This window comes from Corynebacterium matruchotii, from assembly GCF_011612265.2.
GTDB classification, from domain to species: domain Bacteria; phylum Actinomycetota; class Actinomycetes; order Mycobacteriales; family Mycobacteriaceae; genus Corynebacterium; species Corynebacterium matruchotii.
Genome location: NZ_CP050134.2, coordinates 1,951,093 through 1,966,984, shown reverse-complemented (window position 1 = coordinate 1,966,984; position 15,892 = coordinate 1,951,093). Strand labels below are relative to the sequence as shown.

Below are 15,892 nucleotides of genomic sequence, written 5' to 3'. Positions count from 1 at the left end.
CTTACAATTCTTATGTGACAAAGGCCCAGGTAGACCCTGTTTGAGGGGGTGATTTTAATTAAATGGGGATACTTAACGGAGCATATGGGTAGTTTCCTTTAGCAAGGAAGTTTAACCAAAATTTCCTTTTCTTTAAGAGTCAACTTTGCTATATTTTGGAGTTTTCTAATGAAACGTATATCCCGTCTCGCTGCGCTGACTATTGCCACCTCTCTGACCGTTTCCGGCATGACTGTCGCCACCGCCGAAGAAGCCCAAACCCCTCCCGCGGCTGTTGAACAGGCTGCTGAAATCACCAAGGAGGACCAGGGAAATCCGACCACCGGTAATAATAACGGTTCCCCCGACACCAAAGATAAAAACAACTATGAGAATGTGAAAGAAACCATCACGGCTCTTGCTGACAGCGCGATCAAAACAGCCGATGAAGCGATCGCTGCAGCTAAAGCTAAGGATCCAGAGCTCGTCAAAGACTTTGTCAAGAGTGCTGAAAAAGCCAAAGCCGAGGCTGAAGCAATCAAAAAGGCGCTGCCAACAACCAACGATGAGCCGGGCCTGATGGAGCTCATGAATCGGGCTGATGCCGCGAAATACCAGGCTGAGAGCGCAAAAGCGGATATCGAGAAAGTAACCAGCCCAGAAGACCTGGCGAAGGCGAGGAAAGCCGCAAATGACGCTGCTGATGCGTTCATCCGAGACATTGATGAAGCGTTGAAGGTTGCCAAGAAGAAGCAGCAAACCGATACCCTGAAAGAACTTGTTGCACAAGCCGAATCCGCCAAGGCCGATGCCGAAAAAGCTAAGAAGGCCATTCCGGGGATTACCTCCACGACCGCCTTGAACGATCTTACAAAGTATCTCAAGGGTGCACGGGATGAATTCCGTAAGGTTCGTGCAACCATTGACACGGTTCCCAATGCTCAAAACAAGTCTTCTGGCAATTCGAAGGTGAAGACCATCATTGCTGTGCTCCTCGGCGTCTTGGGCTTGGGCGCTATTGCCGCCGCCATCGTGCAATTCGCCGGTCCAGCGCTGAAGGCCTTTGGCATTAACCTGCCTGGGCTATAAACCGATAATCAATGAGCCTCCGGTCTATCCCGCCGGGGACCTTTGCTTGCTTGTCGACGCCCTAAAGACTTTCTTTGATTTTCGAGGGAATGCAATCTGATTGCATCAGGTGTGGATCAGCCTTGCTTGCCATACTTGGATTGTTTACCGGCACGGAGATTCGAACATAGTAATTTTTCTATAGAACATATTGGGGTAATTTTTACATTATAATACGGGCATAATTGCAGGTGAAGTATTGCTATGGGGTGATATCTTATGATATCTACCTCAACAAACTTTTACTTTTACTAAGATGAATCAATGTAGCACTTAAGCAAAATGTTATTTGCTGCATATCTGTTGCTTTTATCGGAGGTTATTTATAGTGTTTCCATCTCGTTATTCCGCGAGGATGATTGTTACTTCTCTTGCAGTTACTAGTGCGATGGCAGCCCATGCGGGTTTGGCAGTTGCCGAAGATCTGGATGTTAATACGCAACTTGCTGATGTTATTGCTGATGAGCAGGAAAATCTCACCAATGAGAATCAAAACATGAACCAACAAGATGCCTCTGGTAATGGTGTCATGAGCGAGCAGCAAGAACGTATTATTGCTCTCTTGGATGAGACCATTAAGATTGCCGATGAAGCAATCGCCATTGCCCAGGCAAAAGACCTTGGCAATGAAAGTTATGATGCAGCAAAGATCAAACAACAAGCAGTTGATCTTAGAGAGACTGCTGCGATGACTCATGATAAGGATGTCCTTAGGGCATTGGAATTTCGGGCTAGGGTGTTGAAAGAAGCTGCTGTTGACGTAAAGCGGAAAGCTAGCAACGTTGGTGCCTCCGAAGCGGATGTGGTGAAGGTTCGGCAGGAAACCTCTCAGGCAATCGATGCGTTTCTGAAAGAAATTGATGAAACGCTTGCTATCGCGGAAAAGAAAGAACAAACCGATAGCCTAAAAAACTATGTCCGCCTCGCGCGAATGTCCAAGGCGAATGCTGAGCTGATGAAACAAAAGCTCCCCACACTGGGATTGGAAGAATTACAAGAGCTAAAAGATAACATTGACATCGCATCTGTTGGTTTTCGCAATAATTTAGGGGCAGCTATCAAAGGAGCTCCTGATAGGAGTGACCAGGGCTCCAGTACAGATTCCGGTGTGCGAGGCATTATCGCTGTGATTCTCGGCGTCTTGGGCGTGGGTGCCATCGTTGCCGCGATCATGCAGTTCGGTGGTCCAGCACTCAAAAACCTTGGTGTGAACCTGCCGGGAATCCCACAACGGTAGGGGCGTCTCTATAGATAATCGACATTGTGTTCGATGATATTGGTTTTCGGGAAATCGGTCACAAGGTTTCCTACCGATTTGGCATGGGGTAGGTAATGGCATCCACCCCATGCCGAATTTCCTGGTGACTCACAGAGAGCGGCAAGTGACAGTGGTGGGGGAGTGTCAACGCCTGCGTTAGGCGTCGAAAAGCGGGAAAATATGCCCACAATTTCCTCTTAATGGCGACAAGTTTCAGTATAAAAATGCGATATTTTTCACTAAAATGGGGGGAGGCTGTTTTCAAGATAGTTACCAATAGAATAGTGTTCAGTGCCCTGAACAGCACAAAGTGTTTGGTCGGACAAAAACCCACATTTTTTAACGAAAATATTTTTGCTTTCGGGTCGACATAAACTGAAAAACACCAAGCGTGACCGAAGATTTTGCAATAGTGTCAAAGCTATGAGTCCACGAAAAATTGGAGTTACCGAAGTAGCTCTTCGAGATGCGCACCAAAGTCTGTTTGCCACCCGAATGGCCTTGGAAGACATGGTTGCTGCCTGCGATGATATCGATAAGGCCGGCTTCTGGTCGGTGGAATGCTGGGGTGGCGCCACCTTCGACGCTTGCATTCGCTTCCTCAACGAAGACCCGTGGAAGCGACTACGCACTTTCCGGGAGCTCATGCCCAATTCTCGGCTGCAAATGCTGCTCCGCGGCCAAAACCTTCTGGGCTACCGTCACTATGAAGACATGGTTGTCGATAAGTTCGTTGAAAAATCCAAGGAAAACGGCATGGACGTGTTCCGCGTTTTCGATGCGCTCAACGATCCCCGCAACTTAGAACGTGCCATGACCGCGGTGAAGAAAGTCGGTGGCCATGCCCAAGGCACCATCTGCTACACCGTATCCCCCCTACACGATGTCGACGGCTACATTAAACTGGCCGGACAACTCCTCGATATGGGGGCAGACTCCATCGCCCTCAAAGACATGGCAGCTCTGCTGAAACCACAACCTGCCTACGACATTATTCGCGGCGTCAAAGACACCTACGGCGACGACGTGCAGATCAACGTACACTGCCACTCCACCACCGGTGTTACCTTAGTCACGCTTATGAAGGCCATCGAAGCCGGCGCCGATGTGGTCGATACCGCCATCTCTTCGCTGTCGCTTGGCCCAGGTCACAACCCCACGGAATCCCTCGTGGAAATGCTGGAAGGCACCGGCTACACCGCCGACCTGGACATGGATCGCCTGATTAAGATCCGCGACCACTTCAAGACGATTCGCCCGAAGTACCGCGAATTCGAGTCGAAAACCCTGGTCGACACCAATATCTTCCTGTCGCAAATCCCCGGCGGCATGCTGTCCAATATGGAATCCCAGCTCCAAGCCCAAGGCGCCGGTGACCGCATCGACGAAGTGATGGAAGAAGTGCCGCGAGTTCGTGCCGCAGCTGGCTACCCGCCGCTCGTGACGCCATCCTCGCAAATTGTGGGTACCCAGGCGGTGTTTAACGTGCTCATGGGCCCCTACAAGGTCATGACCGCCGAATTCGCCGACCTTATGCTGGGCTATTATGGCGAATGCATCGGTGAACGCGACCCCGAGCTCATCAAGCAAGCGGAACAGCAAACCAAGAAGCAGCAGATCACGGTTCGCCCTGCCGACCTGCTAGAACCCGAATGGGACACCCTGGTTTCCGACGCCGAGAAGTTGGAAGGCTTCGACGGCACCGACGAAGACGTGCTCACCAACGCACTATTCCCCAATGTGGCACCGGGCTTCTTCAAGACCCGCCCCGATGGGCCGAAGAATGTGGGTGTAGATCCCAGCAAGCAAAAGAAGCGGGAGAACGAACCCGTGCTAGAGCCCATCACCTACAAGGTCAGCGTTGGTGGCCGCACCCAAACCGTTCACGTCGAGCCAGCCGAATAACGTCGAAGTAATAAGGAGAGATCATGGCTAATGACCCAACCATGGAGCAGCGTCTCGAACAATTGGCCGAAGCCCGCCATAAGGTTGAATTAGGCGGCGGCGAAGAAAAAATTGAAAAACAACACGCCAAAGGCAAGCTCACCGCACGTGAACGCATCAATTTGCTTGTCGACGACGATACGTTCTTCGAAACCGGAATGTTTGCTAAGCACCGCACCACCCATTTCGGCATGGACAAAGCCGATGCACCCGCCGATGGTGTGGTAACCGGCTCCGGCGCCGTTTTCGGCCGCCCACTACACATTGCCTCCCAAGACTTCACCGTTATGGGTGGTTCCGCCGGCGAAACCCAGTCGAACAAAGTTGCGGCCATGATGGAAGCGTCCGCCACGACCGGCACGCCATTCATCTTCATTAACGACTCCGGTGGAGCCCGCGTACAGGAAGGCATTGACTCCCTGTCTGGCTATGGCAAGGTGTTCTACCACAATGTGCTGCTATCTGGTCTGGTTCCCCAGATTTCCATCATTGCTGGCCCCTGTGCCGGGGGCGCCGCCTATTCGCCGGCCCTCACCGACTTCATTATCCAAACCCGGCAGGCCAATATGTTTATTACCGGCCCCGGCGTGATTAAGTCGGTCACCGGTGAAGAAGTCACCACCGAACAGCTTGGCGGTGCCGATGCCCACATGACCAAGTCCGGCAACATTCACTTCATTGCCGATGATGACGAACAAGCAATCCTGATCGCCCAAAAACTGCTGAGCTTCCTGCCGCAAAACAACACGGAGGAGCCGCCGGTGGTGGATCCCGATCCGGTGGTGGAACCCGATTACGAATTGCGTGACATTGTTCCCGTTGAGGGCAAGAAGGGCTACGATGTGCGGGAAATCATCACCCGCATTGTGGACCGTGGGGATTTCCTCGAAGTCCAGGCCGGTTTTGCCCGTAATATTGTGGTGGGCTTCGGTCGTATCGTGGGTCGTACCGTTGGTGTGATTGCTAACCAGCCCAACGTCATGTCCGGTGTGCTTGATATTGACTCCTCTGACAAGGGGTCGCAGTTCATCCGCTTCTGTAACGCCTTTAATATCCCGCTGGTCACCCTGGTGGATGTGCCCGGCTTCATGCCTGGCGTGGCCCAGGAACATGGTGGCATTATCCGCCACGGTGCCAAGATGCTCTACGCCTATTCGTCGGCCTCGGTGCCGAAGGTGACCGTGGAATTGCGCAAGTCCTACGGTGGCGCCCACCTGGCCATGTGCTCGAAGGACCTGGGTGCGGATCGGGTCTTTGCCTGGCCCACCGCCGAAATCGCCGTTATGGGTGCCGAAGGTGCCGTCAATGTGGTGTTCCGGAAGGAAATCGCCGACGCCGAGGATCCTGCCGCTAAGCGGGAAGAACTCATCGCCCTGTACAAAGAAACCTTCTCCACGCCGTTCATGGCTGCATCCCGGGGCTTGGTCGACGACATCATCGACCCGGCGGATACCCGTCGGCATATTGCGAATGCACTGGAAATCTTGGCGAATAAGCGGGTGCACCGGCCGAAGAAGAAGCACGGCCTGTCCCCATCATAAAAACACCACCAAGGCGAAAAATCATGAGTGAATTAACCAATCAAGAACTGGTTGAGCTTGTCCATAAGCTCAGTGCTCGTCTCGACCAAGCCGAGGCGGAGATCGCTGAGCTACGCAAACGCTCCGATGCTTCCATTCCAGAAGACGTCATCATTGCCATTTCGGCAGCAGTCAGTGCGTTTATGGGGAATAAGGGCAAGGTGAAGGCGGTGCACTACCTGCGGCACCGTACTTGGGCCGCCCAAGGTCGCCAATCGGTCCAGCAGCGCATGCTGGAGAATTAACGACTGAAATATCAGAAGAGGAAAACACATGAAACTCACCGTGACCGTCAACGGTATTGCCTATGCTGTCGAAGTTGAGGTCGAAGAAGAACGCCGGCAGTTAGGCTCGATCGTCTTTGGGGGTGGCGGCAACGCCAACCATCAGGAGCCAGCTACTGCATCCGTGCAGGGCGTGTCCGCTAACGCCGTCATTGCGCCGCTGGCCGGCTCAGTGTTTAAGATCCTGGTTAACCAGGGTGATGAGATTGAGGCAGGGCAGGTATTGCTCATCCTCGAAGCTATGAAAATGGAGACCGAAATCACAGCACCCAATGCTGGTGTAGTGACTGCGGTGCATGTCGCCGTAGGTGATTCCGTACAGGGTGGGCAGGCACTAGTCGAAATCGAATAAGCCTAGCTCACACACATCGCTGCGATGGCATTCTGGCAATATCCTGTCAGGATCCTGGTAGCATTCTGGTGGTATTCTGGTAGCACTCTAATGACCCCCTGGCATAACCCTGATGGGGGTAGATGGTACCGACTAACTAAATTCCATGGCATGATAGCCACAGCTTAACAATTGACCCCCGTTTTTCTATGGGAGAGAGGCTTTGCTTCATGCATAAAAAGTCCACCTTTCGCTGCCTTGCTATCGCAGCGTTTGTGAGCTCGTTGGGGATGACAACCATCCCTAGCGCTGGGGCGCTTGAGCCGACTTCTGCGTCTGATGTTGTTTCACAGACGGCTCAAGAACTGACGAATGCCGGTATCCCTGTCGACCCGGCCGTGACCAATGGGGCAGTCGCTGCGGTGCAAAATGCCGAGCAGGCAGCCCAAAATGCGCAGCAGGCTGTGGATTCCGCGGTGAATTCCTTATCGGCTGCCACACCGGTTGCGCCCACCGTTCCGGAGGCCCCGGCTGTTCCGAATTTCACGCAGGATATTCCCCCGGAGCAGGCAATGCCCGAGGTAGTGCCACGGATTTCTTCTGAGCTTTCGTCAGCGATTAATTCGGTGACTGGTAGCTCCCAACAGCCGGCGCCGTCGCCAAGCGTGCCCGAGACCGCCGTAACGCCAGAGACCCCGAATGTTCCAACCGTGCCAAATGTGCCGAGCGTGCCTGCAAATGCGTTGGAGAGCGCAGCAAACATCGTGAACACGGAAAAACCTGAGAATAAAACTCAGGATACCGAAGCTGGTGCCGACTCGGATGAGTATGAGCCGGGGCGAACCGAAACTCCGCCACTCGTGCGCCGGTATATTGATGCCCAAATCAAAGAGGCTACCGCACCATCGGAACGAGCAATCAGTAGCGTGAGCCAATTATTCGAAAACATCAATAAGCTGCGCGATGGTTCGCTCAGCTCGACCGAGTATTCGGCAAATAAGCTGATGCAGCGGCCCAACATTAACCGCAATGCGGCTGAATTCGAGGCTCAGGTTGCCCAGTTTGAGTCTCAGGTGGCCCAATTGGCTAGCTCTGGGGTGAACTATGCCGGGGAGCCGTATAAGGAAGTGGGGAAGGACTATCGGCCCATCATTGATGGCCCGAACTACCACTGGCAGTATGATCCGTTCTCCAAGTTTATGGCGCAGCGGTTCACCGCAAACCGGGTATTGCATCGGGTGCCGGGCTCCTGGTTTGACCAGCCGGATACCCCGCTGGCCTCGGTGTTTACCGAACGGGAGGGCAATTCCCTGTATGGCCCATCCACCCCGGTATACGTCGGCGATAATCAGCTGTGCACTGTTGCCGCCACCGGCTACGATAAGCAGGGCCGCAAGGTTGCTATCACCGCCGGGCACTGTGGTAATCCCGGGGATCCGGTGAAATCCGCTGACTCTTGGCGGGTGGGCCGTTCCGGTACGGTTGTGGATTCGAACAAGGAATTGGATTACTCGGTCATCGAATTGGATTCGAATGCTCGGGTGAGCCGCCACTATAACAACGTGACTGTCAACCATGTTGGTGGGGAAACCCCTGGCCAGTGGAAGCGTGTGTGCAAGACTGGTGTCGCCAGCGGTACTACCTGTGGTCATGTGTGGGTGGCTGATGAAGGCCGTAACGTATCGCAAGTGTGTGCCATGGCCGGTGATTCCGGTGCGCCCGTGATGGAAGGCGATCGCCTGGTGGGCATGGTGTCCGGTGGCGCATTGCCCGACCATAACCTGTCCTGCCGCACCCCATGGCAGGGCTCGGCCCACATGCCGACGATTTCCACGAACTTTGAAGCAGTGCGTCACGACATTGACGCTAAGGATGGCGTTGGTGCCGGTTTCCGGCTCCCGGACGACTAAATCCGCTTGCAGATAATCTTCGGAAAATAATGTAACCCGCCTCACCGGTCCATATGGGACCACGGGGCGGGTTTACGCTTATGGTGGTGGCTAAACGGTGAGGTTGCTCATCCACAAATAGAGCAGGGGACTAATCACGGTCCAGGCTGCGACAGCGGTACCTGCCACGACTACGCGACTGGATTGCACGACGGTGCCGCAAAACATGACTGCGACGCCACTGAAGAAGGCGAACGGCATGTACCAGGTAAACGTGGCGATTCCCGTGACTGGGATCAATACTACGACGGCACAAAAGATAAGCAGGGCGGTCGAGGTGATGTCTTCCGAGCCGATGCGGTTATTCGTGCCATTATTGAGATTGTGGAACCGGAGGCGAGGCATAGGATTGTCCTTAATCTACATATCGAATTATAGATTTTACTTTGTAGTATCTGTCGTATTTTCCCTAAATCACCCAGCATCGTAGCGTAATTACACGGTTATATTGTTATTTACTGCGGTGCGTTGCGTGATTAATTATCACATCGTCACGGCGGTGGCGGTCAGAGGTGATATATTTTCCGGGGCAGATACTGGGGACGGCGAGGTTGGCAGCGCTAATGCGGCAATTACGCTTTGGTATATACCGGCCCATAACGCCATAATGACGCCGAGCGCAATCACGGTTTTTAACCGCATGACGTGTCCCACGGCAATGAACATCACCGTGCTGATAACGCATAAGAAGGAATAGAGTTCCCCGCTGGAAAACCCATGGTCAATGAGGGGGAAAATGATGACCAGGAGTGCGGTAGTGCCCGCAACGATATAGGTAAGCAGACGAACCCCCGGCGAACGAAAATCATGCGGTGGCGGCGTGTCTGATGGGGATCTAGGGACGGTCACAATAACGCTCTTTCAACCAATAGCGAATTTGGTACTATTGTATCCAAAATTCTATAAAAAGCTAGCGTTATTGCTTATCTTGCTATTCCGCGGGACTAAGATACCGTAACACCTGGTCATGTAGTAACCCATTTGTGGCTATCGCCGAGCCGCCATGTGGTCCGTCCACACCGCTTAACGACGTAAACCGCCCCCCGGCCTCGGTCACCAACACGGCTAACGGCGCTAAATCCCACAGCGATACCTCCGGTTCCGCCGCAATATCCACTGCACCCTCCGCCACGAGGCAATAGGAGAAGAAATCCCCAAATCCCCGGAGTCGCCAAGTGTCGTCGGTGAGTTGCAGAAACCGGTCACGTATCCCTAGCTGCTGCCACCCCTCCAAAGATGAGAAGGAAATGGAGGCATTTTCTAGCGAACTGACATTCGATACCCGAATTTTCTTGGTGACATTATTCACCGACCGGAATGCCCCATGCCCGGTAGCGGCCCACCAACGACGGCCCAAAGCTGGTGCCGAAATCACTCCCACCGTGGGGATGCCGTCGACAAGCAACGCAATGAGCGTCGCCCACACTGGCACGCCCCGCACAAAGTTTTTCGTGCCATCAATAGGGTCGATAATCCACTGCCTACCAGCAAATTCCGCGTCGCCCCCAAATTCTTCCCCCACAATTGTGTCGTTGGGGTACTGCTGCGTAATCAGCCGGCGCAACTCCTGTTCGCAGGCGACGTCGGCGTCGGACACGGGTGTCATGTCGGGCTTCGATGAGACATTCAGATCCGTCGCCTCAAAACGATCCACGGTGATAGCATCCGCGGTATTCGCAAGGGTGAGCGCAAAATCAATATCAGAGCGGTAGGGCATTCGTTAACCTTGGAGCAGTTCGATGAGTTCAGTGGCAGCCTGGTGATTGCCGGCAACCGACCATGTTACCCCGCCCGCTGCTACACGTTGGCATAATCCGCCCACGCCGGCCACCAAAGCCTGCCCGGGAAGCCAATCCCAATCCGCAACGCTATGCTGCAGCCACACGCCTAACCCACCATCGGCAACCGTTGCCAAATCAATCGACCCCGCCCCCAGCATCCGCAGCGTTGCGACCCGGGCTGCCACCTTATTCCATGCCGAAAAGATTTTCGGATCAGCGAGCGATGACGGGTGAATATATGTGCCCAACGACACCATATTTAATGGCTTATCCACCAATGGCGTTAAGGGTTTGCCGTCTTTAGTCGAAGAAATATTCGGCCCGCCAAACCACGTGTATCCCATGGCCGGCCGATGCACCGCACCGAAATGCACCTCGGTGGGATCCGCAGGCGAACCCGACACCAACGCCACCGCCGAACAAAAATAGTCACTGCCGGACGCAAAATTATAGGTACCATCCACCGGGTCGATCACCCACGTCTTGCCGCTCTCCGAGGGCCGCTGGGTACCCTCCTCGCCCAATACCCCATCCGCCGGACGCACCAACTCCAACACCCCAGCCACAAACGCCTCCGCGGCCTTATCCGCCTCAGTCACAATATCGGACACCGACGTCTTCTGCTCCGGGGCTTGCAGCCCCGCCTCACGCAACCGCCACGCCAACCGGCCCGCGTTATACACCAAGGCCTGAGCCAAATGCTCATCACTATCGGTCTCATGCCCCACTGCAAAGGTTTTAATCAACGCCGGAATCATCTCATGTAATGGTGTTGGAGAACTCATGATGTCTATTGTGCCCTGTCACAGTGAAGAAAATCCATGCGCCTAGCAGTGCGATTACCATTTTCCCCCGGCAGCGTGCGATAAACTAGGTGGTTATGCGACCCGAGACTTCAGCCGAACTTACTGCGCTTGATACCACCCTGACCTCGATTGAAAAGGTGATGAACCCTGCCGATTTGAGTGATCGTGCCCGGGAACTAGCAGCAAAAGCCGCCGACCCCAGCCTGTGGGATGACCCCGAACACGCGCAACAGGTCACCAGCGAATTATCGCAAGTACAAGTCCAGCTGAAGAGATTGCAATCACTACGCTCCCGGCTCACCGACCTGCCCATCATGTATGAACTCGCCGAAGAAGAAGGCGAAGGCACCGACATTGCCGACGAAGAACTCACCGACCTGCGGGCCGACATTGATGCCCTCGAAGTCACCACCATGCTGTCCGGGGAATACGATTCCCGGGAAGCACTCATCAACATCCGCTCCGGTGCGGGCGGCGTCGACGCTGCGGACTGGGCCGAAATGCTCATGCGCATGTATATTCGATGGGCCGAAAAACAGGGACGCAAAGTAGAAGTGTACGACATCTCCTACGCCGAAGAGGCCGGAATAAAATCAGCCACCTTTATCGTCCACGGCGAATATATGTACGGTACCTTATCGGTGGAACAAGGCGTGCACCGGCTCGTGCGTATTTCCCCCTTCGACAACCAAGCCCGCCGGCAAACCTCCTTCGCCGAAGTGGAAGTACTCCCAGTGGTGGAAATCACCGACCATATCGACATCCCCGACTCGGAACTACGAGTCGACGTCTACCGCTCCTCCGGGCCGGGCGGCCAATCCGTCAACACTACCGACTCCGCCGTGCGACTCACCCACATTCCTACCGGTATCGTTGTCACCTGCCAAAACGAAAAATCCCAAATTCAAAATAAAGCCTCGGCGCTGCGCGTGCTCCAGGCAAAACTCCTGGAACGCAAACGCCAAGAAGAACGCGCGGAGCTAGATGCCCTCGGCGCCGGCGGAAACGCATCATGGGGCAACCAAATGCGCAACTATGTGCTCCACCCCTTCCAAATGGTGAAAGATCTCCGCACCGGCTTCGAAGTGGGGGATCCCCAAAAAGTGTTAGACGGTGACCTTGATAAATTCCTCGAAGCAGGGATTCGGTGGCGCAAGGGACAACACACCGAAACCAAATAAAACCCCTGCAACACGAGCATCATGAGCCCCAACAATCACAGGGGCTTGGCTACAGTGGTCTAAGTGATCACCTTTGACAACGTCACCAAACTCTATAAAACCTCAACCCGCCCAGCACTCAACGAAATTTCGCTCACCATCGACAAAGGCGATTTTGTCTTCCTCATCGGCCCCTCCGGCTCCGGCAAATCCACCTTCCTCGAACTCATGATCCGCGAAACCAACGTCACCTACGGCGACATCCACATCGACGACTTCCACGTTAATAAACTCAAAGGCCGCCAGATCAACAAACTGCGGCAAAAAATCGGCTACGTCTTCCAAGACTTTCGACTCCTCCAACAAAAAACCGTCTACGATAACGTAGCCTTCGCCCTGGAAGTCATAGGAACCAGAAAAGACAAAATCGCCCGCATCGTCCCCAACACCCTCGAACTCGTCGACCTTGCTGGCAAAGAAAACCGCTACCCCCACGAACTCTCCGGTGGCGAACAACAACGCGTCGCCATCGCCCGCGCCTTCGTCAACCGCCCCCTCGTGCTGCTCGCCGACGAACCCACCGGCAACCTCGACCCCGAAACCGCTGACGGCATCATGGTCCTCCTCAACCAAATCAACCGCACCGGCACCACCATCGTCATGTCCACCCACAACGCCCGCGCCGTCAATGACATGCGCCGCCGAGTCATCGAACTCAAACTCGGCAACCTCGTCCGCGATGACGCCCACGGTGTTTACGGCGAAGCATAAAACCCACCAGCCATCCACACAAGCAGCACCCAAGAGAGGACAATCATGAGCTTCAACTTCGTCATCCGCGAAGCACTCCGAGGACTCGGACGCAACCTCACCATGACCATGGCGCTCATTATCACCACCGCCATCTCCCTCGCCCTACTCGCCACCGGCTTCCTCGTCACCACCATGACCGAACGTACCAAAGACATCTACCTCGACCGCGTAGAAGTCATGGTCCAATTCAACGACGACGTTTCCGCCAAAGACAAAGACTGCACCAGCAAAGAATGCACCGAAGTCCGCGATCTACTCAGCAAATCCGATGGGGTAGCATCCGTCACCTTCCGGTCCCGCGAACAGTCCTACCAAAGGTACGTCGAACTCTTCCAAGAATCCGACCCGCTCCTCGTCAAGGAAACCTCCCCTGATGCGCTCCCCGCAGCGCTCCACGTTCGACTCACTAACCCCCTCGATACCACACCCCTCAACCCCATCCGGCAACTACCCCAAGTAGCAACCATCATCGACCAAGTCGACGACCTCAGCGACGCCACCAGCAACCTTGACGCCATCCGCAACGCCACCTTCCTCTTCGCCGCAGTCCAAGCACTTGCAGCCATCTTCCTCATCGTCAACATGGTGCAAATCACCGCATTCAACCGTCGCCAAGAAACCGAAATCATGCGCATGGTCGGCGCCTCCCGCTGGTACACCCAAGCCCCCTTCGTGCTCGAAGCCATCATCGCAGTCCTTGCCGGCTCCATCCTCTCCGCCCTCGCCCTCTTCGCCGGAAAAATCTGGGTCGTCGACAAAATCCTCAAAGTCCTTTACGACTCCCAACTCGTCGCCCGAGTCACCACCGCAGACATTTGGCTCATCACCCCCATCGTGGCACTCATCGGCATCGCCTTCGCAGCCATCACCGCCCAAGGCACTCTCCGCTGGTATGTCCGCAAATAGTGCAACCGCAAGCGGCGGGCGTCGAAAAGCTACAATGAAACAACTATGGCTAAAAAGAAGAAAAAAACCACAAACCTCAACCCCACCATTGCAACAAACCGCAAGGCCAGGCACGATTATAATATTTTAGAAACCTACGAATGCGGCATGGTGCTCGTTGGCACCGAAGTGAAATCCCTCCGCGAAGGCAAAGCATCGCTTGTCGACGCCTTTGCGACGATCGACGACGGCGAAGTCTGGCTCCGCAACCTCCACATCCCCGAATACTCCCGCGGACATTGGACCAACCACAGCCCGCGCCGGGTTCGGAAACTATTGCTCCATCGGCGCGAAATCGACACCCTCACCGGTAAAGTTCGGGACGGAAATAAAACCCTGGTACCGCTGAGCCTTTATTTTAAAAACGGTCACCTGAAATGCGAACTTGGGCTTGCCCAAGGCAAGCAAGCCTACGACAAACGCCAAGACATTAAACGCCGCACCGAAGAACGAGAAATCGTGCGTGACCTCGGGCGCCGGGTGAAGGGAATAACCGGTTAACTTCACGTGTTATAATGACTGAACTGGTTGGAAAGATGCACATCCCGCCGACTAGCACACGGGGTCGATTCAGGTTTCGACTACGAACATTACGCCAGGGGAAGCGTGCCGGTGCAGGCTAGAGACCACCGCAAGCGTCGCAGCAACTCATAAGCGCCGAGAACACTCAGCGCGACTACGCTCTCGCTGCCTAATACAGCGATACGCGTGTCTGTCAGACCGGAATCGTCCCTGGTCCGGACCCTGGCATCGACTAAGGGACTTGCCGCTTTATTTGGTTAACGAGGTACAGCGGGACTTTCATCGTTAACTGTGGCCCATCATCCAGGAGGGTTCGTCCGAGCTGGAGGGTCAGAGTAAAAGATCGTGCACGAACTGCGCACGGAGAAGCCCTGGCAACATGGCGTAGGACCCGGGTTCAATTCCCGGCGGCTCCACGCTGAAGCCCCAGTTCCACCTTATGGAGCTGGGGTTTTATTGTTGGGCGCTCCTCCCATTGCGAGGCGAGGCGCGTCAGGCTCAGTATCAGGAGTATGTTTGGGCTCTTTCTGACGATCTGCATTTCACTCAGTCTGCTCACGCTGTCGTCGTGTTGAAGCAGGCGGGGAAGGTGTGGCACAACGTGCGTATTCGCTCAAGTGGGCGATGCGAGTGTACTGGCATCACCCCGCAGGTGGATTGGCGCCGTCCGTGCAAGAAGGTTGACATCATTGCATTGGGTAGACAAACGATTTTCGTCCCTGCAGGAGCACATGCTCATCTTGGGTGGGTAAGCGGCCCCAGAGCGTCCCAAAAATGCGAAGACTGGTGTTTGAGAGTCATCATCTGAGATAAACGCATGGTGCAGCAGAGGCTGGAAGAGTTTTGCACCTGCTTACCTCGGTGATTCCCACATCAGTCAGAGCAAGAAGCACGTCGCAACCACCCCGATAGAATTTGCCGCCTTGACCTTCTTGGCGACCGTCACAGTCTGATAATTGGCTCCCCCTGGGCCTCGTATGCAATCTTCTCTCATTCCCGTGAGAGTCCATCTGCTGAGGTGTTTCGAGTGCAGTGCCCTGCGTCGGCATCGAAAACACTAAAGGTAGTCCCTTGGGACGGAACATCAGCATCGTGGGCCGCTCCTTGAGGATCGAGCCGCACAACTAGATCGGTGGGGGACTCTCCGCTTCCCTCGTTATCTCTGTGTGGGCTCTATCGAAAGCAGTTCGCTTCCCGAGGTCTGTGAGATGCGCTCCTGGTCTCTGCAAGGTTGAGCACTATAGCCTTGAGATCCTCGTAGTCGGAACGCTTTTCACACTCGTGTGCGAGGTGTTGTCCGACGATTGTGTTGAGTTTGGCTTACGTTACGTCGAAGCGTAGCAGCCACAGACTCAAGCGTTGCGTGCCTCAGCGATCAGGGCGTCCATTTGATCTGGGAAGTCGGCACTGAT

General features: G+C 54.6%; 15 protein-coding genes and 1 other RNA gene. 12 read left to right on the top strand and 4 right to left on the bottom strand.

The window, feature by feature from the left end; genetic code table 11:
• Positions 1–168: 168 nt before the first annotated feature.
• The 7 genes from HBA49_RS08805 to HBA49_RS08775 all read left to right on the top strand — a co-directional run bounded on the left by HBA49_RS08805 (position 169) and on the right by HBA49_RS08775 (position 8,414).
• Entirely contained in the window at positions 169–1,068 is a 900-nt protein-coding gene (locus HBA49_RS08805; protein WP_005524201.1) for a hypothetical protein, read from the top strand.
• A gap of 394 nt (positions 1,069–1,462) precedes the next feature.
• On the top strand, positions 1,463–2,344 hold the full coding sequence (locus tag HBA49_RS08800) for a hypothetical protein (RefSeq protein WP_225866136.1): 882 nt from the start codon (positions 1,463–1,465) through the stop codon (positions 2,342–2,344).
• Between the two features lie 444 nt (positions 2,345–2,788).
• Positions 2,789–4,270, top strand: a complete 1,482-nt coding sequence (locus tag HBA49_RS08795) for a methylmalonyl-CoA carboxytransferase subunit 5S (RefSeq protein ID WP_040431406.1) — start codon at positions 2,789–2,791, stop codon at positions 4,268–4,270.
• A 23-nt stretch (positions 4,271–4,293) separates the two neighbouring features.
• Positions 4,294–5,850: an acyl-CoA carboxylase subunit beta gene (locus tag HBA49_RS08790; protein WP_005520185.1), complete on the top strand. Its 1,557-nt coding sequence runs from the start codon at positions 4,294–4,296 to the stop codon at positions 5,848–5,850.
• 23 nt (positions 5,851–5,873) lie between these two features.
• Positions 5,874–6,134: a hypothetical protein gene (locus tag HBA49_RS08785; RefSeq protein WP_005520188.1), complete on the top strand. Its 261-nt coding sequence runs from the start codon at positions 5,874–5,876 to the stop codon at positions 6,132–6,134.
• A 28-nt stretch (positions 6,135–6,162) separates the two neighbouring features.
• Positions 6,163–6,525 (top strand): biotin/lipoyl-containing protein, encoded by a 363-nt coding sequence (locus HBA49_RS08780; RefSeq protein ID WP_005520190.1) that lies wholly within the window; start codon positions 6,163–6,165, stop codon positions 6,523–6,525.
• A 209-nt stretch (positions 6,526–6,734) separates the two neighbouring features.
• Complete coding sequence (locus HBA49_RS08775; protein WP_005524668.1) at positions 6,735–8,414, top strand: S1 family peptidase; 1,680 nt, start codon at positions 6,735–6,737, stop codon at positions 8,412–8,414.
• 90 nt (positions 8,415–8,504) lie between these two features.
• Here the strand turns inward: HBA49_RS08775 and HBA49_RS08770 are convergent, their stop codons facing one another.
• The 4 genes from HBA49_RS08770 to HBA49_RS08755 form a co-directional block, all read right to left on the bottom strand.
• A complete protein-coding gene (locus tag HBA49_RS08770) occupies positions 8,505–8,798 on the bottom strand; it encodes a hypothetical protein (RefSeq protein WP_005520192.1) in 294 nt (97 codons plus the stop codon).
• 138 nt (positions 8,799–8,936) lie between these two features.
• Positions 8,937–9,302, bottom strand: coding sequence for a hypothetical protein (locus tag HBA49_RS08765; RefSeq protein ID WP_005524393.1), 366 nt, complete (start codon positions 9,300–9,302; stop codon positions 8,937–8,939).
• A gap of 82 nt (positions 9,303–9,384) precedes the next feature.
• Positions 9,385–10,170, bottom strand: a complete 786-nt coding sequence (hisN, locus tag HBA49_RS08760) for a histidinol-phosphatase (RefSeq protein ID WP_005524522.1) — start codon at positions 10,168–10,170, stop codon at positions 9,385–9,387.
• 3 nt (positions 10,171–10,173) lie between these two features.
• Positions 10,174–10,992, bottom strand: coding sequence for an inositol monophosphatase family protein (locus HBA49_RS08755; RefSeq protein WP_005524133.1), 819 nt, complete (start codon positions 10,990–10,992; stop codon positions 10,174–10,176).
• Between the two features lie 122 nt (positions 10,993–11,114).
• Between HBA49_RS08755 and prfB the strand changes: the two genes are divergently transcribed.
• The 5 genes from prfB (at position 11,115) to ssrA (ending at position 14,899) form a co-directional block, all read left to right on the top strand.
• The gene (prfB, locus tag HBA49_RS08750; protein WP_005523990.1) at positions 11,115–12,221 is read left to right on the top strand and encodes a peptide chain release factor 2; all 1,107 of its coding nucleotides are present in this window, start codon (positions 11,115–11,117) and stop codon (positions 12,219–12,221) included.
• Positions 12,222–12,284: 63 nt separating this feature from the next.
• Positions 12,285–12,971, top strand: coding sequence for a cell division ATP-binding protein FtsE (gene ftsE, locus HBA49_RS08745; protein ID WP_005524105.1), 687 nt, complete (start codon positions 12,285–12,287; stop codon positions 12,969–12,971).
• A 45-nt stretch (positions 12,972–13,016) separates the two neighbouring features.
• Positions 13,017–13,919 (top strand): permease-like cell division protein FtsX, encoded by a 903-nt coding sequence (gene ftsX, locus HBA49_RS08740; RefSeq protein ID WP_005524601.1) that lies wholly within the window; start codon positions 13,017–13,019, stop codon positions 13,917–13,919.
• Positions 13,920–13,964: 45 nt separating this feature from the next.
• Positions 13,965–14,459, top strand: coding sequence for an SsrA-binding protein SmpB (gene smpB / locus HBA49_RS08735; RefSeq protein ID WP_005520201.1), 495 nt, complete (start codon positions 13,965–13,967; stop codon positions 14,457–14,459).
• A 60-nt stretch (positions 14,460–14,519) separates the two neighbouring features.
• Positions 14,520–14,899: a transfer-messenger RNA gene (gene ssrA / locus HBA49_RS08730) on the top strand.
• Positions 14,900–15,892: the final 993 nt, after the last annotated feature.